The following is a 20,418-nucleotide window of genomic DNA, read 5'->3' as shown; positions in this document are numbered from 1 at the left end:
AGGGCATCAACGTCGCCTTTGGCCATGACTGTGTGATGGACCCGTGGTATAGCCTGGGCAGCGGCGACATGCTCGAAGTCGCCCACATGGGCTTGCACGTGGCCCAAATGACCAGCCAGGCCGCCATGCGCCAATGTTTTGACGCGGTCACCCGCAACCCGGCACGCATTCTGGGTTTGCAGGGCTACGGCCTGGAGCGCGGCTGCAACGCCGACTTTGTGCTGCTGCAGGCGCGCGACCCGGTTGAAGCCATCCGCCTGCGCGCCACGCGCCTGAAGGTGTTCAGGCGGGGTCAACTGCTGGCCGAATCGCCGGCGGCCACCAGCCTGCTGCACTTGCAGGGAAGGCCCGCGCAAACCTCGCTGATGCTTTGACGCATAGCAGCAAGCGAGCAGGCCGGGATGCGCTGCCAGACGCAATCTGCTGCCTGTTGCAGAGCCGCGTCCCATGTCTCGAAATAGCAACCCTCAATGCCAAAGACTCGTTAGCGGCTATGCCTGGCAGCCGCCACTCAGACCCCCCTGGGAGACCACAAACCGTCGGGCTGGACTCGGCCAGAAGTGGACGTCCGAGTCGTCCCGGGCAATGACCGCTTGAGACTGACTGCCGACATAGGGCTATCCGAAATACTCGCTCCATACCCGACACTGACATCAGCAGCTTGACCGTCAGCAATGTGGCGTCGATTTCGATGATCGCTGCATCCGGACCCGGCCAGTTCCAGACTTTTATGACCGGCTCCTATCTGGCAATCCAATTGACATGCGTGCGGTTTGATCCCACTCCTCGCCGAATTGACTCGCTTAGCTTTCGACGGTACTGTTCAACACTGTCAGCGAGCGTGTGCAGAGCATGGGTGTAACGGAGGCAGTCACTAGCTCGGGCATTTTGCGCCGTCCTTCCTCCTGTAGACTGGCTTGGTTCATGGAGAGCCTATGGAAAATATAGATAACGCGCGCGAGGAATTCGCTCGAGTGCGGCAGTTCGCCGAAGCTCATGTAGATCAAATCGTTTCAGAGGCGGATGCCAGGTTTCAACTCATTGATCGAATTTTGTTGGAGGTACTCGGCTGGCGCAGGGATGGCATTCGAATGGAACCTCCAACCGAGTCCGGCTACATCGACTACTTGATCAGCACGGGTGGCCGCAACGCGTTTGTCGTGGAGGCCAAACGCACGGAAAAGGCGCTCGTCACAACAAAGAGCCTTGAGCAAAGGTACTATAAGGTCGGCGGCTCGGCTCTTCGCGATGCGCAAGACGGCTTGGCCCAAGCTGCTTCTTATTGCGCGAGCAAGTCAGTGCCTTTCGCTGCATTGACGAACGGTTTTTCATGGATCGGTTTCCGTGCACTCAGGGTCGATGGCGTGGAGTATCGCGATGGAGTTGCGGCAGTTTTTCCGGATCTGAATGCGATTCAAAATCGATTTGCTGAGTTCTACGACCTGTTTTCGCAGGAAGGCGTCAGGGCGCGTTTGTACTCGGTCTATCTAGACCGCGAAGAAGGAAGTGCTCTAAGCGCCGTCGACCCGCTGTTGAGTGTGGTTCCTCCATCAGAAATCTATCTGATGCGGAAGAGCGACTTGGCGCGCGACATGGACCAAATATTCAATGAGTTCTTCAAAACATTGACGGGAGACTCTGACCAAGAACTACTGGCGCATTGTTTTGTCGATTCACCGGAAAGCCACGAGGCCGACCGAACGCTCGAGAAGATCACGCGTGAGCTGGTCAGCTACGTGCAGTCGATTAAAGATGGGGCGGGGCTGGAACTTCAACAAGAGATTGAGGCATCCGTTGCGACAAAGAAGGGCCAGATGGTCGTCATTGTTGGCAATAAGGGGGCCGGCAAGAGTACATTTATCGACCGTTTTTTCAAGTTCAAGTTGGACCGAAGCCTACGAGAAAAGTGTCTTGTTCTCAAGGTTGATCTTGCTGATTCTCCGGGCAGTATCGATGGTCTCCAAGAGTGGCTGACTGATCGCCTCAACGAAGCTGCCGAACAGGCGCTTTATGCTGGTCGCAATCCTTCGTACGACGAATTGCAGGGTATATTCTTCGACCACTATCAGCGTTGGTCTACCGGTGAGCACAAGCATCTATACGACACTGACATAGACGCTTTCAAAATTAAGTTCGGCGAGTTCATTTCTGATAGAAGAAGAGACAAGCCGGATGCTTATCTGACTTCTGTACTGAAGCGTGCGATACGTCAAAGGTGCGTTATCCCGTGCGTCGTCTTCGACAACGCGGACAATTTCCCAATTCCGTTCCAAGACGCAGTTTTCCAGTATGCGTACGCATTGTTCAGAGCTGTCGCGCCCTCGGTTGTCGTTGTCCCAATCACTGACCGAACGATCTGGAGGCTTTCCAAGGCCGGAGCACTTCAATCGTATTCTGCGAAGGCGCTCTTTCTTCCTGTGCCGTCGACGAAGAGCGTGTTGGAGAAGCGCGTGATGTTTATTAAGCGCAAGCTCGACGAGGGGCCGGAAAAATCCCAGCAGTACTTCACTTCCCGCGGCCTCCGCATAACCATGGAAAACTTGCCGGCCTTTGCTGCCTGCGTTGAAGAGGCGTTTATTCGAACGGACTACATCGCTCGACGCATCGGTGCACTAACCAACTTCGATCTTCGCCGCGGGTTGGAGCTTTCTCAAAAAATCATCACCGCACCGATATTGAAGGTGGATGAGCTAGTTACTGCGTACTTCGCCAGCCGGAATGTGCAGATACAAGAGAAGCGCATCGTTCAAGCACTGCTCTACGGCGAATACAACAAGTTCAAGCAGGAAGCGCATGAATATCTGCTGGACTTGTTCTCACTTGAAACGGGATTTTTGAATTCGCCTATGTTGCGACTCAGCGTGCTTCGTCTACTTCTAGACAAGGAGAACGCCGCATCGGACGTGCCGGGCGCATACATCGCGTTTGAGGAGGTCGACCACTACTTTGAAAATATGGGGGTACCAACTCGATGTGTCCTCGCGGCCGTTGAGGTGATGGTGAAATACCGTTTGATCGAGCCGTATGAACCAAACTCGGAAGTCCTCACCCCTACGACCCGCATTGCTGTTACTCCATCTGGGCATATGCACTTCGAGATGGCTTTTAACGAAGTTGTATATATCGAACAGATGGCGCTTACTACTCCCTTGCGGTCAGAAGAGTTTCTACGGGGTACTCGTGGACTTCTTGCGCAAAAGATGGGGTCTTCTGAGTGGACCGCTGTGCGTCGCGAATTCGCACGCTACTGTCTTGAGGAGGATTCGCGTCTGATGAACTTTCCGACTCATGCCGACTATCAGTCACAGGTGAAAGTCCGGCGTGAATTTGAGCGATGGTCAAGCTAATGGATCTAGTGGGCCGGGTGAACGTCGGCATCGGCAACGCATTTGTGATGATGCGAAATTCGCGTCAACCGCGACTCCGATGCCCCTGCACTGGCCAACGACATCTGCTTTATGGCATTGAGTCAACGTTGCTGGCCGTACAAGCGTGACGGCTGCTGATAGCTGCCGAAATTTGAAAGGCTGTAATCAGTCTATTGTGTTGAAAAACTCGAATTCTGTCTGGCTGGGAGTTATCGCAGAAAAATCGACCTCATAGAACGCCGTAGGATCGACGATCTCGATTCGGGCAAGCGGTGAAGTACCCCTGAAAACCTGGCCTCAGACCAACGAAGTGAGTTTTTCAACACAATAGGCTAAAAGGAGTTATTCGACATTGACCGCTATTCGGTTCTCCGGCGACTTGGGCCTCCAAAACCGGCTCGGACGATGTAACTCTCGACTACTTTGACATTCGTCGGCTGGTTCGGCAGATAGAGGGTGCGGACGTACCAGTCTGTATGTGACAATTCGTAGCCTGCTTTCGGCAGGTGCACAACACGGGGAACTTATGGGCTATCGAAACAAGACCTACGTAGCGTTTGCCAGCGAAGACATCAGCAAGTACCGCCTGATGGAGGCATGGAAGGCGAACGAGCACATCGATTTCGACTTCTTCGACGCGCACGATCTCTTCATTTCTCGCGATACCAGCAAGCCGGAAACGATCAAGCGGAACCTACGAGAGCGGTTGAAGAACGCAAAGCAGGTCGTCCTGTTGGGAAGCAAAGATGGGAAGCGCAAGGGCAGTGACAGCGTATCGTTCTTGGCTCACGAAATCGAAGTGATCATCGAGTTCAATCTGCCCGTTGTGGTGGTCAACCTAGATCAAGATCGGACCGTGGACAAAAACTATATCCCCGATCCGCTATTGAACGCGGACTACTACACCGTGTCGGTCTCATTCCAGCCGAAGATCATCATGCACGCGCTCGACAACTATGCCGTTAACTTCGCTGCAAGCGACAAAAAGGGGCCGCATCAGTACCCCGCAAAGGTCTACAGCGACCTCGGACTGTAAATGGCAATCTTTCAGGATTTGCGGACGGGGCGTTTCTGGCGCCACTTTCTGACGAGGTCGTTCGCATGCTTGGGGGGCTTGTCGACGGTTCTGCAAACCAGCAACGTGATCAACCCTACGGTGACGGTTTTCCAAGGCATGCCGTTCTTGCTCTCGGTGATTGTTATTTCACTTATTGGCGGGCTCATATGGTCGTGGCCGAGGCCCATAACGCAAGACTACGATGCCCCCAAGACCAAGATAAGCATCGTCAAGGGAGACATGCTTGCTGAGACGACGCACCTTGTGATCGGTACGAATGACACCTTCGATACTGAAACGCCAATTATCATTTCTAAGGAAAGCCTTCAGGGCCAAGCGCTGCAAGTGCTCTACGGCGGTGATCTGAAAGAGCTTGACGCGCAGTTGGCCACCGCCCTCGCGGGCAAGCCAACGGTAGGTACCATTGCAAAAGCAGGAAAGCAGACACAGTACGGCGTCGGCACTATAGCAACCGTCAAACATGCTGCTAGGCTGATCTTCTTTCTGGCGTACTGTGAAATGGACGCTCACAACACAGCTCACTCAACGCCAGATAAGGTTTGGAAAAGCCTTCTCTTGCTGTGGGACGAGGTCTCAAAAAAAGGCAACGGAGGTACGCTGTCGATACCGGTCATCGGCGGTGGGCAAGCGCGACTATCGAGCATCCTCCCGGCACAGGACGCGATTCGGTTCACCCTTCTTTCTTTCATGTTTGCATCGCGCGGCGCGAAGATTTGTGATGAGCTTCGAATCGTCGTCAGACCTGAGGACTACAAGAAGCTTGATCGGCTAGAGCTGCAGTCCTTTTTGTCATCACTGCGATCATCATGAGTACCGAATCGAGCATTGACCTTCCAGAAAATAACGGGTGTGCGTTCTGCGCCTACCTCAGGGGCGAGCGTCCTTACACGATCCTGTCTCGCACCGCGAATACGGCCACTTTCGTCACACGCGAACAGAGAGGACACCCGCACCTACTTGTTTTGCCGCTGCGACATGTGCCAACTATTCTCGAACTTACTGATGCTGAAGTTGCTGCTATTGCTGTCCAAGTGCGAAACGCAGCCGTGTTGATCGACCGGGCCTACTCGAAGCCCGGGATTGCTGTATGGCAGAACAATGGAGTTCCTGCGGGGCAAGCAATCAGCCACGTTCATTTCCATGTCGCGGGTACCCTTGAGGGTGGCGGAACTGAATTCGGGCCGGTGGAAGAAATATCGATTGCTGAGTCGGATGAAATTGCGAAGAAGCTCTTAGGAGTGGCGTAAGCGCCTGCCAAACTATAAGTGGCGAACGTCCGCTTCAGGACGGCGAGTTGTAGCTTACGCACGACCGCGAAGGGCCCCTACCCGACCGTGACGCTACCCCTGTTTCCGCGGGAAAGTGACATTTCGGGTGGCGCCATTGCAGCCATTCGAACTGCGGCGATTAGTCAGAATTACGGGTAAAGGCCGCAGCCCCGCAAAATCAGCGACACCACATGCTCGGTGGCACGGGCATGGTCTTTCACGCTCAACTCGGGGCGGCCCAACACCGCGCTCACCTGCACATCAAAATCGGCATAGGTCTGGGTGGCCGCCCAGATGGTGAAGAACAGGTGCACCGAGTCCACCGCCGCCATGCGCCCGGCGGCGATCCAGCCGTCAATCACAGCGGCCTTGGCCAACACCATCTCGCGCAGCTCGGTCGCCAGCAGGGCTTTGATAACCGGTGCACCATGCAGCAGCTCGTTGGCGAACACCTTGGAGGCATGAGGCCGCTGCGCGGACAAGGCCATTTTGTCGCGGATATAGCGTTCAATCGCCTCCCTCGGGTCCGCCTTCGGGGTAATGCCATGGGTGGGCACCAGCCAGTCTTTCAGGGTTCGCGCCAGCACGGTACGGTAGAGCTCCTGCTTGCTGCCGAAGTAGTAGTGCAGATTGGCCTTGGGCAGGCCAGAGGCTTCGGCAATCGCCGCCATGGTGGCACCGCCAAAGCCGGCGCCGGCAAACACGCGCTCGGCGGCGGCCAGAATCAAGGCCTCATTGGCCTGGCGAATCTGGCCTTTCGAGGCCTCATCGGTCGCGTCCGTCGATTTGCTGGTGGAGATAGGAATCATGATGTGAAGAAAAAAGGGGTCGTACCCGTCAGGATAAGACCCCTGGTCGCAGTAAGCCAATGCTGGTCATTTAAGCGTTACCACCCCGTTCGGGCTGAGCTTGTCGAAGCCTGTGCACTGTGACGACCCTTCGACAAGCTCAGGGCGAGCGGTTAAGTGACGTGTATTGCAGTAAGCCGTAGCTTACTTCGCGGCTGCTTCCCACACGGCGTGCGAGTAGGCGGCCTTGCCCGGATCTTTTTTGATCACGGGTGAGCTGCCAGCGGCCAGCAACACCTTGACGGTGCGCTCATAGGCGGCCGGCTCCAGGTAGCCGATCTTGGCCGAGCCTGCGGTGGTGATAAGTTTGGCCACGTTTTCCATCTGGCGTTGTTGCACCTTCTGATTGGCACTGCCAGAGGTATCAGCCGCCACCACGATTTTGGCCGCTTCGGCCGGGTTTTTCACGGCGTCGTTCCAGCCCTTGAAGGTGGCCTTGAGGAACTTGCCCATGCGCGCCACAAAGGCGGGGTCCTTGAGCTTGGACTCAAGCACATACAGTCCGTCTTCCAGCGAGGCCACGCCTTCTTTTTCATAGAAGAAAGTCACCAGGTCGCTTTCCTTGACGCCCGCATCCACCACCTGCCAGTACTCGTTGTAAATCATGGTGGAAATACAGGCGGCCTGGTTCTGCAGCAGTGGATCGACGTTGAAGCCCTGCTTGAGAATCTTGATGTCGGAGTCGGTCTTGTAACCCAACTTGGCCATCCAGTTGAGGAAGGGGTATTCGTTGCCGCCGTACCATACGCCCAGGGTTTTTCCCTTGAAGTCTTTGGGGCTGGCCACGCCACTGGCTTTTTTGCAGGTCAGCATCAAGCCCGATTGGTTGAACACCTGGGCGATATTGACCAGGGGCACACCGGCTTCACGCGCGGCGAGTGCATCGGGCATCCAGTTCACCACCACGTCGGCGCCATTGCCGGCAATCACCTGCACCGGTGAAATGTCCGGGCCACCGGGTTTGATGGTCACGTCCAGGCCTTCGGCCTTGTAATAGCCTTTGGACTGGGCCACGTAGTAACCGGCAAACTGCGCTTGCGGCAACCATTTGAGCTGGACGGTGACCTTGTCAGCCGCGCTGGCACTTGCGCCAACGGTAGCGCCGCACACGGCCAGCAGCGCAGCCAGCAGGCCGCTGGTGAACTTGGAAGAACGAATCATGGGAAGCTCCTTGGGTTGGAAAAAACAAGCGGTCAGCTCGGACAAGCTGGCCACACGGTGGGAAACACTGTCAACCTTCACGCACAGAAGGGTGCCAGAACGCGGCACGCCGTTCTAGCTGGACCAGCACGGCATAGGCCACTGAACCCGTCACCGCGGCCACCACGATGGCACCCCATACCAGCGGCATGTTCATGCGGGCGGCTTCGGTAGAAATGCGAAACCCCAGGCCGGAGGTGGGGGAGCCAAAAAACTCGGCCACGATGGCGCCGATCAGGGCCAGCGTGGCGTTGACCTTGAGCGCCCCAAACATGAAGGGCAGCGCCGCGGGCAACCTCAGGGCCAGCAAGGTGCGCCCATAACTGGCCGCGTAGCTGTGCATCAACTCGCGCTCCAGTTTGCCGGAGGCTTTGAGCCCGGCCAGCGTGGACACCAGCATCGGAAAAAACGTCATCAACACCACCACCGCCGCTTTGGACTGCCACTCAAAACCAAACCACATCACGGCAATCGGTGCAACGGCCACCAGGGGGATGGTGCTGGTCAATGACGCCAGGGGCAACAAGCCGCGTTGCAGAAAGGGCATGCGGTCAATGGCAATGGCCACCCCAAAACCCAGCCCCGAGCCCAAAGCCCAACCGATCAGCACCGCCTTGAGCACCGTTTGCACAAAGTCACCCCACAAGATGGGCCCATGGGCGGCCATGGATTGCACGATCAGACTGGGTGGCGGCAGCAACACTCTGGGCACCTCGAAGGCCAGCACCAGCAACTGCCAAAAATAGACAACCCACACACCAAACAGGGCAGCGGTCAACATGCCGTAAATGCGTGCGCCATCGAGTGCCGCCATGCGCCGGATGGACTGCACAGCCAACAGCGCCAAAATGCCCGTGGCCAGCCAGAACAAGGGCGTAGGCGGCGCCTCACCCTTGGCTGGTGCGAACTGCATCAACAGCACAGCGCCAGCCAGGCAGCCCAACACAAGCAGCGCGATGAATTTGGTGGAGCGCTTCATGGCTGGCTCCTGTGACGCAGCGCCAGGCGCTCCAGGCCGGCCACCACCGTGGTCAGCGTCAGGCCCAGCAGCGCCGACATCACCAGCGCCGACCAGATTTGCACCGTGTTGCCGTAATAAGAGCCGGTCAGCAGGCGTGCGCCCAAGCCCGCCTGCGCCCCCGTGGGCAACTCGGCCACCATGGCCCCCACCAGGCCCGCGGCAATGCCCACCCGCAGCGCGGGAAACAAAAAAGGCAAGGCGGCGGGCAGTCGCAGCAACCACAAAGCCTGCCAGCGGGTGGCGGCATAGGTGTGCAACATCTCCGTCTCGATTCGCTGGGGCGAACGCAGGCCCTGCACCATGGCCACCGTGACCGGGAAAAAACATAAGTACATGGCGATCACCGCCTTGGGCGCCACGCCGGCAAAACCAAGACTGCCCAGAATCACCAGGACGATGGGGGCGATTGCCAGCACCGGCACGGTTTGCGACGCCACAATCCAGGGCAGCAAGGCCCGGTCCAGCGTGCGCGAGTGAACAATACACACCGACAACAGCAGCCCCAGCAAGGTGCCCATCACAAAGCCCCATAAGGTGGACTCGGCCGTCACCGCCACGTGGTACAGCAGGTTGCGCGGGGAATCCAGCGGCCAATCCAGCAGGCTGGACCAGAGATCCAGCGCCACCTGATGGGGCGCAGGCATCACCGGGCGCTGCATGGTCATGGTGGCCGCCAGCAGGTCTTGCCAGCCCCAGGCACCATCCTGGGGCAACACACGCTCGATCGCTCCCGGTGCATTGAGCGCCCAAGCGCTACCGTACCAGGCCAGCAGCACCGCCAGCAAAATGACGGCCACGGGCAGCCCCTGCAGCTTCAGCCGCACCGCGGTGCTTTTCCAGAAGCTGTCAGTCATGGTGACCATCGGCCAGGGCCTCGCGCACCGCGTGCGCCACCTCGATAAATGCCGTGGTGTCGCGCAAACCCAGATGCCGCTCATCCGGCAGGGGTGAGTCAATCACCTTGACGATGCGCCCCGGGCGCGGCGACATCACCACGATGCGGGTGGACAGGTAGACCGCCTCGGCAATGGAGTGCGTGACAAACACCACGGTGCGGCGTTCACGCTGCCAAAGCTGCTGCAGCTGCTCGTTGAGCCGGTCACGCGTGATTTCGTCCAGCGCACCAAAAGGTTCATCCATCATCAAAATGCGCGGCTCAAACGACAGCGCCCGTGCAATGGACACCCGCTGCTGCATCCCCCCAGACAGCTGCCAGGGGTACTTTTGCTCAAAGCCGGTCAGCCCCACGCGCGCCAGCTGCTCCAGCGCGATGGCCTTGCTGTCCGCCCTGGAGCGACCCTGAATCTGCAGGGGCAGGGTCACGTTGCCCAGCACCGTGCGCCACGGAAACAGGGCCGGCGCCTGAAACACATAGCCATAAGCGCGTGCCAGGCGGGCCTCGTGGGGGCTGACGCCATTGACCAGCACCTGGCCGGCACTGATGGATTCCAGGTCGGCAATGACGCGCATCAAGGTGGTCTTGCCGCACCCCGAGGGGCCAATCAGTGAGACGAACTCGCCTTCACGAATATCCAGGTCAATGTCACTGAGCGCGTGAACCGGTGAATCGCTCGCCTGATAAATAACACTGGCGTTGCGGACTTCGACAGCCAGTCGCGCGCTGGCCAAGAGCGTGGCAGCAGGCGACCATGACGGCATTTCAGGATTTTTCATGGACACGCAAAGTAGTGGATGGGGCTGCACCAGAAAGAAGCTAACCAATTGGTCAACTTATTCTAGAGATGCAAGCTAGTTTCGTGCCACAAATATCGTCAGGGTTTGTACGGCCCCCTGAGGCCTATTTGGCATGGACCGCAGCCGATTCGTGCCCCTTCAGCAGGCACGCCTGGAACGCCCGCGTCACCCTTGAAGGCTGTGGTGAACGCCGCACGATGCTGAAAAAACTGCACGCATAGCGAAACAGCTCCGGTTTGACGGCGCACATCTGGCCCTTGCGCACAAACCCCTCGGCGTAATGGTCGGGCAGAAACCCCAGGTATTTGCCCGACAGGATCAGCGTGGCGATGGACTCCTGATCGTAGCCGGTGGCCTTGCGCGGCAGGCGCACTTGCTGGCTGATTTCCATATTGGGCGAGTGGTAGCCCAGGCCCGCGAAGTGATGGGCCCGCAAATCGTCCCAATTCATTTTGGCAGAGTCGGCCTTGAACAGCGCATGTTGCGCGCCGCAGTACAAGAGCATGGTCTCCTGGAACAATTCCTCGTAAGCCAAGGTATCCGAGCTGCGGTGCCCCGGAATCACGCCCACCTGAAACTGCCCGTCGATCACGCCGCGCTCAATGGCGTTGATGGGTGCCACGTGCAAATGCAGGCTCACTTCGGGTGCAAGATCCGTAAACAGGGCGATGGCCGCGCCGATGTGGGCGGCCGGGTTGCTGGCGGTCTTGTCAAACACTGCAATATTGAGCTGCCCGCCCATGCGGCGGTGAATCTCGTCCACGCTGCTGCGAAACGCGTCCGCCCCGGCCAGCAGGCGCAGGGTTTCGATGTAGACCTGCTCGCCTTCTGATGTCAGGGCAAAGCCCGCCCGACCCCGGCGGCACAGGGTCAGCCCCAAGCGGGTTTCCAGGTCCTTCATATGGCGGCTGACGGTGGAGATGCCAATGTTGAGCTCCAGCTCAGTCGCCGCCATGCCACCGCACTCGACCACGCTTTTAAACACCCGCAACAGGCGAATGTCCATATCGCTCAACTGACCCAGTGCGGCCCGACTATTTACTTGCATAAACTGACAACTTTATAGTGATACTTATACATTTATAAGAGTAACAGAGCCGAGAAGAATCGCAACATCTCCCCCCTATCCAGGACACAACATGAATATGAACGATGCCAAAGCCCTGGCCTCCCCTCGCACCGACGCCGCCTGGCTCGATGCGCACTGGATGCCTTACACCGGCAACCGCGACTTCAAGGCCAATCCGCGCATGATGGTGAGTGCCAAGGGCTGTTACTACACCGATAACAACGGCAAGCAGATTTTTGACGGCCTGTCCGGCCTGTGGTGCTGCGGCCTGGGTCACGGGCGCACGGAGATTACCGAAGCCGTCACCCGCCAGATGGCTACGCTGGACTACTCCCCCGCGTTCCAGTTTGGCCACCCGCTGTCATTTGAGCTGGCCAACAAGCTCAAGGAACTCACCCCTGCCGGACTCGACTACGTGTTTTTTACCGGTTCGGGCTCCGAGTCAGCCGACACCTCGCTCAAAATGGCCCGCGCTTACTGGCGCGCCAAAGGCTTGGGCCAAAAGACCCGCTTGATCGGACGAGAAAAAGGCTATCACGGCGTGAATTTTGGCGGCATCTCGGTGGGCGGTATCGCGGCCAACCGCAAGATGTTTGGCCAGGGCATCGAGGCTGATCACATCGCCCATACCCAGTTGGCGAGCAATGCTTTTTCGCGCGGCATGCCGGACCAAGGCGCCGAGCTGGCCGACGATCTGCTTCGACTCATCGCACTGCACGATGCAAGCAATATTGCGGCGGTGATTGTGGAGCCTTTCTCGGGCTCGGCCGGCGTGGTGATTCCGCCCAAGGGCTATCTGCAGCGCCTGCGCGACATTTGCACGGCCAACAACATTTTGCTGATTTTTGACGAGGTGATCACCGGCTTTGGCCGCGCCGGGGCTTACACCGGCGCCGAAGCCTTTGGCGTCACACCCGACATCATGAATGTCGCCAAGCAAATCACCAACGGCGCGCAGCCCCTGGGTGCCGTGCTGGCCAAAAAAGACATCTACGACACCTTCATGGCGCAGGGCGGGCCCGACTACATGCTGGAGTTTGCCCATGGTTACACCTACTCCGCCCACCCGGTGGCCTGTGCCGTGGGCCTGGCCGCGCTGGACCTGCTGGTCAAAGAAAACATGGTGGAACGGGTCAAGACGCTGGCGCCTTATTTTGAGAACGCGGTGCACAGCCTCAAGGGTGCCAAGCACATCACCGATATTCGCAACTTCGGCCTGGCCGCCGGCATCACCATGGCCGCCTTGCCGGGGGAGCCGGCTCGCAGGCCTTATGAAATTGCCATGGCCATGTTGAAGAAAGGCTTTTATGTGCGCTACGGCGGGGACACCATTCAACTCGCGCCACCTTTCATCACGACCCCCGCCCAGATTGACAGCCTGATCAACGCGCTGGGCGAGACCATCAACCAAACCGCCTGAAGCCCCTTGCGTCTTCTGCAAACATGCACACAGCCCATGAAAAAGGCCGCTGCGAACCTCACGGTTTGCAGCGGCCTTTTGGCTTAGCGCTCAAGCGCGGATCAGCCCAGATCAGTCACGCGCAGGCTTGGAAAACTTGCCAGCTTTTTTAGCCGCATCGCGGGGCACAAATACCTTGCCAGCAGGCTTGGCAAAACCGGGTTTACGGTTTGCAAAGTCAGGGCGTGGTGCAAAGCCTTCGTTGCGGGCGCCAAAGTTGCGGTCCTCACGTGGTGCAAAGCCTTCGTTGCGGGCGCCAAAGTTGCGGTCCTCACGTGGTGCAAAGCCGGCGTTGTTGTTGCCAAAACCGCGGTCGTCCTGACGGCGTGGGCCGCGGTCGTTGAAACCGGAGCGGTCTGCATAGCCATTGCCCTGAGGCGCGGCAGGACGGCCCTTGAAGGAAGCGCCGCGGTCATCACGGTTGCCACCGAAACCACCACGGTCGTCGCGGTTGCCGCCGAAGCCGCCACCAAAACCACCGCCAGCGGGTTTTCTGCCAGCAAAGCCACCGCCGCCGCCGAAGCTGCGACCGCCGCGGTCACCACCGAAATTGCCACGCGGGCGATCAGAGGTGGCGGGGAAGCGCTGCTGTGGCTCCAGACCCGCGATCACGCTGGGCTTGAGGTTTTGCTGCGTGTAGTGCTCGATGTCGCCAATCTTGCGACGGTCGCGGAACTCGGCAATCGTGATCGCCTGGCCACTGCGGCCGGCACGGCCGGTACGGCCAATGCGGTGCACATAGTCTTCGGCCTTCATCGGCAGGCCAAAATTGATCACGTGGGTGATGGTGGGCACGTCCAGGCCGCGGGCGGCCACGTCGGTGGCGACCAGAATCTGCACGCGGCCGTCACGAAAGGCCATCAGGCGGCGGTTGCGCAGGCCTTGGCCCAAAGCGCCATGCAGCGCCACGGCGCTGAAGTTTTCCTGCACCAGGTCGTTGGCCAGGCCGTCGCACTCTACCTGCGTGCTGGCAAACACCACCACCTGGTTGATGGCGCTGTCGCGCAGCCAGTGGTCCAGCAACTTGCGCTTGTGCGTCATGTTGTCGGCCCAGTGCAGCGTCTGGGTGATGGAGGTGTGCTTGTCTTGCGGCGAGTCAATCTGCACGCGCTGTGGCTCGCGCATGACGCGGGTGGCCAGCTGCATGATGCGGGGCGCAAACGTGGCGCTGAACATCATGGTCTGCTGGCGCTCAACCGTCAGTTGGTTGACCTCGGCCAGGTCTTCGGCAAAACCGAGGTCCAGCATGCGGTCGGCTTCGTCCACCACGAGGAACTGGACCTGATCCAGCTTGATCTGCATGCTGCGTTGCAGGTCGAGCAGGCGGCCCGGCGTGGCCACCACCAGGTTGGCGTTTTGCAGCTTGGCGATTTGCAGCTGGTAAGGAATGCCGCCCACCACGTTGGCGATGCGCAGGCCGCGGCAATGGCGCACCAGATCGATCGCGTCGGCGCAGACTTGCTGGGCCAGCTCGCGCGTGGGGCACAAAATCAGCGCGCCGGGTGTGGCGGCCTTGAAGTTGCGCGGGTTGGTCGGGTCCTTGCGCTTGGACTTTTTGGCCGGCGCTTCACCGCGGGCGATGGCTTCGGCGGCAGCGCGCTCGTACTCGGCACGCTCGTTGCGCTCGGCTTCTTCCTGCTGCTTGAGCAGGGTGTGCAGCACGGGCAGCAAAAACGCGGCGGTTTTGCCGCTACCGGTCTGGCTGGACACCAGCAGGTCGGTGAACTTGGCGGCGGCGGCATCCGCATCCAGGCCCTGCATGGCCTTGGGAATGGTCGCCATCTGCACGGCCGTCGGCTGGGTGAAGCCCATGTCGGCCACGGCTTGCAGCAGTTCCTTGGCCAGGCCGAGCTTGACGAAGCCGTTGGGCTGCGGGGCTACGGCTTCCAGGCTGCTGGGCGCGGCTTGCGAAGCGTCCGAAAAATCGGGGATGTTCTGGAAATCGGTATCGGTGATATCGGCAATGGCTTCGGGCAAAAAGTCGCCACGAGCCTCAAAAGAGTCAGTCATGTTTTTCTCACGAATCACTTGCGCCTCTCAATGGATTGAATGAGAAAGCACAAGAAACTTCCACCCCTCGCGTAGCAAGAAGGCTTCGTTCATGGTTAATAAAACACCAACCATCAAACGAATATGCAGCTCAGGCGGCTAATCAGTGCAGTGCCCGAAGCGGTGACTCTGTCGGTAGAGTCCAAAAGTGTGAGGTAGATGTACAAATGCGGCGCACCCCTGTGCATCCGGCAAGCCTTAGATTATGCCATGGTTTACGGGTTTCTACTAGTCCCCGGTAGATCAAGGTTATTGGGCCGGCCGGGTGACCGGGCATCAAAGTTTTAAAACCATTCTCCGCTATCAATTCAGGAGCTACTGGTGCATATTCTGCAAGGGCCAGGAGCTTAAAAAGCTTAAGAAATCACTTCAAGAAGTGTTTCCGGTAATGCTCCAGCTCGTCAATCGACTCGTGCACATCCGCGAGCGCCGTATGGCTTTGGCGCTTCTTGAAAGCGCTGTAAACCTCGGGCCGCCAGCGTTTGGCGAGCTCCTTGAAGGTGCTCACATCGACATTGCGGTAGTGAAAAAACGCCTCCAGCTTGGGCATGTACTTGACCAGAAAGCGCCGGTCCTGGCTGATGGTGTTGCCGCACATCGGCGACGTGCCTTTGGGCAGGTACTTCGCCAGAAAGGCCAGCAACTGCTTTTCGGCGTCCGCTTCGGTCACCGTGCTGGCCTTGACCTTGTCAATCAGACCGCTGCGGCCGTGCGTGCCCTTGTTCCATTTGTCCATCTGGTCCAGTTGCTCGTTGGTCTGGTGGATCACCAGCACCGGGCCTTCAATGCGCGGCGTGAGCTGCGGGCCGGTCACAATCACGGCAATTTCCAGCAGGCGTTCTTTTTCCGGGTCCAGGCCGGTCATTTCGCAGTCCAGCCAGATCAGGTTTTGGTCGGATTTTTTAAGTGTGGTTTCAGATTCAGGCATCTTGCGATTCTCGCTGATAGCCTAAACTGCTAGTCATGACCGACTTTTCCCTGGGCTTGACGCTCGCATTTTCAGCGACCCTGATGCTGGGCCTGCTGGTGAAGTTTTACCTGGCCTCGCGGCAGATACGCCATGTGGCGCGGCACCGCGACGCTGTGCCCGCCGCCTTTGCCGCCACCATCTCCCTGGAGGCACACCAAAAGGCCGCCGACTACACCATCACGAAAGCGCGTTTTGGCCTGCTGGAGCTGGCCTTTGGCACTGCGGTGCTGCTGGGCTGGACCCTGCTGGGCGGACTGGATGCGCTGAACCAGGCCCTGGCCGGCACCCGTTTGGGCGGCTACGGCGCGCTGGTGCCGCAAATCGCCCTGCTGGCCGCTTTCGGCGTCATCAGCGGCCTGCTTGATTTGCCGTTCACGCTGTACAGCATCTTCAAAATTGAGGAGCGCTTCGGCTTCAACAAGATGTCATTCAAGCTCTGGCTGGTTGACCTGCTCAAGTCAATGGTGATCGGCGCCGTGATTGGCCTGCCGATTGTGGCGCTGATTTTGTGGCTGATGGGCAGCGCCGGCAGCCTCTGGTGGCTCTGGGCCTGGGGCGCATGGATGGGCTTCAACCTGCTGGTCCTGGTGCTCTATCCCACCGTGATCGCGCCGTTGTTCAACAAATTCCAGCCTCTGGAGGATGAAGCCCTGAAGGCCCGCGTCACAGCCCTGATGCAGCGCTGTGGTTTTGCCGCCAAAGGCCTGTTTGTGATGGACGGCAGCAAACGCTCGGCACACGCCAACGCCTACTTCACCGGCTTTGGCACCGCCAAACGCGTGGTGTTTTACGACACGCTGCTCAAGCAGCTGAGCCCCGGCGAGGTGGACGCCGTGCTGGCCCATGAACTGGGCCACTTCAAGCACAAGCACATCCTCAAGCGCATCGTGTCGATGTTCGCCCTGAGCCTGGCCGGCTTTGCCCTGCTGGGCTGGCTGTCGTCGCAGCTGTGGTTCTATACCGGGCTCGGCGTTCGGCCGAACATGACCTCCCCCAACGACGCACTGGCCCTGTTGCTGTTCGTGCTGGCGGTGCCGGTGTTCGGCTTTTTCATCTCGCCGCTGTTTGCCCAGTTCTCGCGCAAGCATGAATTCGAAGCCGATGCTTACGCCATCGCGCAGACCGATGGCAAGGATTTGGCCAGCGCCCTGCTCAAGCTGTACCAGGACAATGCCAGCACGCTCACACCCGACCCGGTGTTTGTGAAGTTTTATTACTCGCACCCGCCCGCTTCCGAGCGGCTGGCGCGTATGAACCTGCCCCCCGGAGCTTCCGCATGAATCCCATCCACCAAAACCGCCGCGCGCTCAGCGCGACCGAAATCGTCACCCAGCTCAGCCAGCTCAATGGCGAGCAGGCCCACGGCTGGCGGCTGATCGACGGTTCGCTGGAAAAAACCTACACCTTCAAAAACTTCCACGAAACCATCGGTTTTGTGAACGCGCTGGCCTTCATCGCCAACGCCGAAGATCACCACCCCGACCTGAGCGTGAGCTATGGCAAGTGCACCGTGCGCTTCAACACTCATGACGTCCGTGGCATTTCAGTCAGCGATTTTTTCTGCGCGTCCAAGGTTGATGCGCTGCTGGCTTGAGTAAAGCCGCCAACACAGGCGCCGTGCCGGCTTCAGGCACACGGCCCGGTTTGGTGGTTGCCGGCTTTGGCCGCCACGTTCTGGTCGAAACCAGCGCCGGGACGCGCGTGATCTGCCACCCGCGCGGCAAAAAAAGCCAGGCCGTGGTGGGTGACCGCGTCCAGTGGCTGCCCTCGCAGGACGAGGGCACGATTGAAAAAATCGAGGCGCGCAGCAACCTGTTTTACCGGCAGGATGAAATGCGCACCAAATCGTTTGCGGCCAATCTCGACCAGGTGCTGATCCTGATCGCCGCCGAGCCCGAGTTCTCGGAAAGCCAGCTCACGCGCGCCCTGATTGCCGCCGAGGCCGAGCGCATCACCCCCATCATTGCACTGAACAAGCGTGACCTGGCTGAGCCGTTTTCACGCGCCTGGGCCAAGCTCGAACCTTACCGGGCCATGGGCTACCAGGTCTTGCCGCTGGCCATCAAACCCAAAGCGGCAGACGCGGAGCCGGGCACGCAGGCGGCGGAGCTTTTGGCGCTGCTGCAGGGCAAAAAAACCCTGGTGCTGGGACCTTCAGGCGCCGGCAAAAGCAGCCTGACCAATCTGCTGGTGCCCGCGGCAAAAGTGCTGACGGCCGAAATCTCGCAAGCTCTGAACTCCGGCAAACACACGACCACCAGCACCACGCTGTACTGGATCGACGAGGCCAGGACCAGCGCCCTGATCGACTCACCGGGCTTCCAGGAGTTTGGCCTGCACCACATCGACCCCATGCACCTGGCCAGCTACATGCCGGACCTCAAAGCCCATGCGCAGGACTGCAAGTTCTACAACTGCACGCATTTGCATGAACCCGGCTGTGGTGTGATCTCTGAGGTCAAATCGGCCTCCAGCCCAAGAGCAATCAGCGCAAACCGCTATCGTTTGTATAGCGAATTGTTTGCCGAGCTGACTTCGGCGGTCAAATACTGAGCCGTGGCAACACTCCTTCAATTGGAGGAGGCGCCCAAGCCGGGACAGTGATAACTTGGCAGCGGCTCTTTTGCCACTACCTGAGAAGGAGATCCCATGAAAACCAGACGATTCAAGACGCTGGCCGTCTCTGCCGCGTGCGCCGCGGCTGTCCTGTCCACCGGTGGAGCCTTCGCGGCCACCAAGGACTACACACTGTCCGGATTCAAGGCCAACAGCGACCGCTCGGCCTGCTCGGCCACGGTCAGCGTGAGCCTCTCCGGCAGCCCCAGCGTTACCAAGACCCGGTTCACCGGAAATTCGGGCACCAAGAAGCCCACCAACGTCAACCTGGCCGTGGGCAGCAAGTCCGACGACACCACGCCCACCGGTTCCGACGGCAGCTGGGCCGGCTCCACCAACTCCTTCAACGGCTCATCGTTCAGCAATGGCAGCTGGACCATGCTCATCAAGCCCTCCACGCCGCTGCCGAGTTCAGGTTCCGGCGTGGCTACCAAGGTCACACCGGCCACCGTCAAGCCGGCTACCAGCAGCTCCGGGCCCACCCTGTGCAAGGACTTCGACGGTACGAAGTTGACGTTCGAGTACTCCTGAGGGTTGTACTGCGGGGCGAGGCGGCTTGCCGCCATCCCCGCGAAATGGAGATAGTCCCCTGAATTACCGGGCTCCCGGACGAAGGCTTCGTCAGCCCAGCAAACGCGCCAGGGTCAGCAACGCGAGCAGCACCATCCACAGCACCACCGAGCGCCAGACCAGTCCCACAATGCTGCGCAGGTGCGCCACTTCAGGCTCGCGGCCCGGCATGGCGTCCAGGGCGGCCTGATCACTGGCATCCGCCCCGCCCGCCTGAAAGTCCGGCGCGGCATTGGGTGCGGGGGTGGCCTTCAGCGCCTCGCCACCCAGCCGCACATTGACCGCACCCGACGTGGCGGCCAGGATCACGCCGTCGTTGCGGTTTTCAGAAGCGGGGGTCGAGTTGGCCGGCAAGCGCTGGGTGTAGTTGCGCCAGCAGTCAATGGCGTCTTCAAAGCTGCCCACCACCGCAAACGCCAGGGCCGTGATGCGGGCCGGCACAAAATCGATCACGCCCCAGGCGCGGGTGGCGGCCTGTTGCAGGGCCGGGCTGACGGGCTCGCCGGACGACTTGCTTTTGTAGATCCAGTAGCGTGAGACAAATTCGCTCATGCGGAAAAGCACCGCACCGGCAGGCCCCAGCCCGAGTGCGGCCAACACCGAAAACCAGGCCAGCACGCCAAACACATGGCGGTGCGCCGCCAGTACCGAGTACTCAATGACATGGCGGACAAGCTCACTGCGCGGCAGCTCACTGGCGTCGACCTGCCGCCACTGGGCCAGCAGCTCACGGGCCGTGGCTTCATCGCCATCGTCGAGCGCGACACGGATGTCGGTGAAGTAGTGGCTGAATTGGCGAAAACCCAGGGTGATGTAGAGCACCACCACGCTCCATGCAAACGCCAGAAGGCTGCTGAAGCTCCAGAGCAGCCAGTGAATGCCCAACGCGATCAGGGCAGGCACGACGACCGCCACCGACCAGGCAATCCAGCCATGCTGCGGTTTGCCCGCATCCAGGCTGCGGCTTGCCCAGCGTGCCCAGGCGCGCAAGCCCGCGTGCGCCAGGTTGCCACGCGCCAGCGGTCTGGCCTGTTCAAGAATGAGGGCGAACAAAACGGCAAAAAAGCTCATGCGGAATCATACTGCCCCCACGGTCGCTCACTGCGTGTAGCTCCCGAGGCCTTGCAGGCCGCGGCTCGCGAGACGCTTCGCCTCTGTCGCCTGTCCAAAGCTGCTCAAGCAGCTTTGGAGCCGCAGGCTCCAGCCC

The 20,418-nt window shown here is 59.5% G+C and carries 19 protein-coding genes; 10 read left to right on the top strand and 9 right to left on the bottom strand.

Features of this window, described 5'->3' with window-relative positions; genetic code table 11:
* From V6M61_RS13370 to V6M61_RS13350, 5 genes are all read left to right on the top strand, one after another.
* Positions 1 to 374, top strand: a 374-nt coding sequence (locus V6M61_RS13370; RefSeq protein WP_332777071.1) for an amidohydrolase family protein, incomplete at its 5' end; no start/stop codon positions are given.
* Between the two features lie 561 nt (positions 375 to 935).
* Positions 936 to 3,347 (top strand): hypothetical protein, encoded by a 2,412-nt coding sequence (locus V6M61_RS13365; protein WP_332777070.1) that lies wholly within the window; start codon positions 936 to 938, stop codon positions 3,345 to 3,347.
* Between the two features lie 547 nt (positions 3,348 to 3,894).
* The gene (locus V6M61_RS13360; protein ID WP_332777069.1) at positions 3,895 to 4,404 is read left to right on the top strand and encodes a TIR domain-containing protein; all 510 of its coding nucleotides are present in this window, start codon (positions 3,895 to 3,897) and stop codon (positions 4,402 to 4,404) included.
* The gene (locus tag V6M61_RS13355; RefSeq protein WP_332777068.1) at positions 4,405 to 5,256 is read left to right on the top strand and encodes a macro domain-containing protein; all 852 of its coding nucleotides are present in this window, start codon (positions 4,405 to 4,407) and stop codon (positions 5,254 to 5,256) included.
* Complete coding sequence (locus V6M61_RS13350) at positions 5,253 to 5,693, top strand: HIT family protein (protein WP_332777067.1); 441 nt, start codon at positions 5,253 to 5,255, stop codon at positions 5,691 to 5,693. The genes V6M61_RS13355 and V6M61_RS13350 overlap by 4 nt, the downstream gene beginning before the upstream one ends.
* Positions 5,694 to 5,863: 170 nt before the next feature.
* Here the strand turns inward: V6M61_RS13350 and V6M61_RS13345 are convergent, their stop codons facing one another.
* The 6 genes from V6M61_RS13345 to V6M61_RS13320 form a co-directional block, all read right to left on the bottom strand.
* Positions 5,864 to 6,523: a TetR/AcrR family transcriptional regulator gene (locus V6M61_RS13345; protein WP_332777066.1), complete on the bottom strand. Its 660-nt coding sequence runs from the start codon at positions 6,521 to 6,523 to the stop codon at positions 5,864 to 5,866.
* 183 nt (positions 6,524 to 6,706) lie between these two features.
* Complete coding sequence (locus tag V6M61_RS13340) at positions 6,707 to 7,723, bottom strand: ABC transporter substrate-binding protein (RefSeq protein ID WP_332777065.1); 1,017 nt, start codon at positions 7,721 to 7,723, stop codon at positions 6,707 to 6,709.
* Positions 7,724 to 7,793: 70 nt separating this feature from the next.
* The gene (locus tag V6M61_RS13335) at positions 7,794 to 8,741 is read right to left on the bottom strand and encodes an ABC transporter permease (RefSeq protein WP_332777064.1); all 948 of its coding nucleotides are present in this window, start codon (positions 8,739 to 8,741) and stop codon (positions 7,794 to 7,796) included.
* Positions 8,738 to 9,637: an ABC transporter permease gene (locus V6M61_RS13330; RefSeq protein WP_332777063.1), complete on the bottom strand. Its 900-nt coding sequence runs from the start codon at positions 9,635 to 9,637 to the stop codon at positions 8,738 to 8,740. Before V6M61_RS13330 ends, V6M61_RS13335 begins: the two co-directional genes overlap by 4 nt.
* Positions 9,630 to 10,457 carry an ABC transporter ATP-binding protein gene (locus V6M61_RS13325; protein ID WP_332777062.1) on the bottom strand — a complete coding sequence of 276 codons (828 nt, stop codon included), beginning with the start codon at positions 10,455 to 10,457 and terminating at the stop codon, positions 9,630 to 9,632. Before V6M61_RS13325 ends, V6M61_RS13330 begins: the two co-directional genes overlap by 8 nt.
* Before the next feature lie 124 nt (positions 10,458 to 10,581).
* Entirely contained in the window at positions 10,582 to 11,526 is a 945-nt protein-coding gene (locus V6M61_RS13320) for a LysR family transcriptional regulator (protein WP_332777061.1), read from the bottom strand.
* 91 nt (positions 11,527 to 11,617) lie between these two features.
* Here V6M61_RS13320 and V6M61_RS13315 point away from each other — a divergent pair, with 91 nt between their 5' ends.
* The gene (locus V6M61_RS13315) at positions 11,618 to 12,967 is read left to right on the top strand and encodes an aspartate aminotransferase family protein (RefSeq protein ID WP_332777060.1); all 1,350 of its coding nucleotides are present in this window, start codon (positions 11,618 to 11,620) and stop codon (positions 12,965 to 12,967) included.
* 111 nt (positions 12,968 to 13,078) lie between these two features.
* On the opposite strand, the gene V6M61_RS13310 is transcribed toward V6M61_RS13315, so the two are convergent.
* Positions 13,079 to 15,016, bottom strand: a complete 1,938-nt coding sequence (locus tag V6M61_RS13310; RefSeq protein WP_332777059.1) for a DEAD/DEAH box helicase — start codon at positions 15,014 to 15,016, stop codon at positions 13,079 to 13,081.
* A 403-nt stretch (positions 15,017 to 15,419) separates the two neighbouring features.
* Complete coding sequence (gene orn / locus V6M61_RS13305; protein ID WP_332777058.1) at positions 15,420 to 15,983, bottom strand: oligoribonuclease; 564 nt, start codon at positions 15,981 to 15,983, stop codon at positions 15,420 to 15,422.
* A 35-nt stretch (positions 15,984 to 16,018) separates the two neighbouring features.
* On the opposite strand from orn, the gene V6M61_RS13300 reads away from it, so the two are divergent.
* From V6M61_RS13300 to V6M61_RS13285, 4 genes are all read left to right on the top strand, one after another.
* Complete coding sequence (locus tag V6M61_RS13300) at positions 16,019 to 17,305, top strand: M48 family metallopeptidase (RefSeq protein WP_332777057.1); 1,287 nt, start codon at positions 16,019 to 16,021, stop codon at positions 17,303 to 17,305.
* Positions 17,302 to 17,619 (top strand): 4a-hydroxytetrahydrobiopterin dehydratase, encoded by a 318-nt coding sequence (locus V6M61_RS13295; protein WP_332777056.1) that lies wholly within the window; start codon positions 17,302 to 17,304, stop codon positions 17,617 to 17,619. Before V6M61_RS13300 ends, V6M61_RS13295 begins: the two co-directional genes overlap by 4 nt.
* Positions 17,616 to 18,578: a ribosome small subunit-dependent GTPase A gene (rsgA, locus tag V6M61_RS13290; RefSeq protein ID WP_332777055.1), complete on the top strand. Its 963-nt coding sequence runs from the start codon at positions 17,616 to 17,618 to the stop codon at positions 18,576 to 18,578. The genes V6M61_RS13295 and rsgA overlap by 4 nt, the downstream gene beginning before the upstream one ends.
* 96 nt (positions 18,579 to 18,674) lie before the next feature.
* Positions 18,675 to 19,172: a hypothetical protein gene (locus V6M61_RS13285; protein WP_332777054.1), complete on the top strand. Its 498-nt coding sequence runs from the start codon at positions 18,675 to 18,677 to the stop codon at positions 19,170 to 19,172.
* 90 nt (positions 19,173 to 19,262) lie between these two features.
* On the opposite strand, the gene V6M61_RS13280 is transcribed toward V6M61_RS13285, so the two are convergent.
* A complete protein-coding gene (locus tag V6M61_RS13280) occupies positions 19,263 to 20,282 on the bottom strand; it encodes a CobD/CbiB family protein (protein ID WP_332777053.1) in 1,020 nt (339 codons plus the stop codon).
* Between the last annotated feature and the right edge of the window lie 136 nt (positions 20,283 to 20,418).

This window comes from Polaromonas sp. (assembly GCF_036676035.1).
GTDB lineage: Bacteria > Pseudomonadota > Gammaproteobacteria > Burkholderiales > Burkholderiaceae_C > Polaromonas.
The sequence above is the reverse complement of the archived record's forward strand: the minus strand, read 5'-3'. Positions and strand labels throughout refer to the sequence as shown.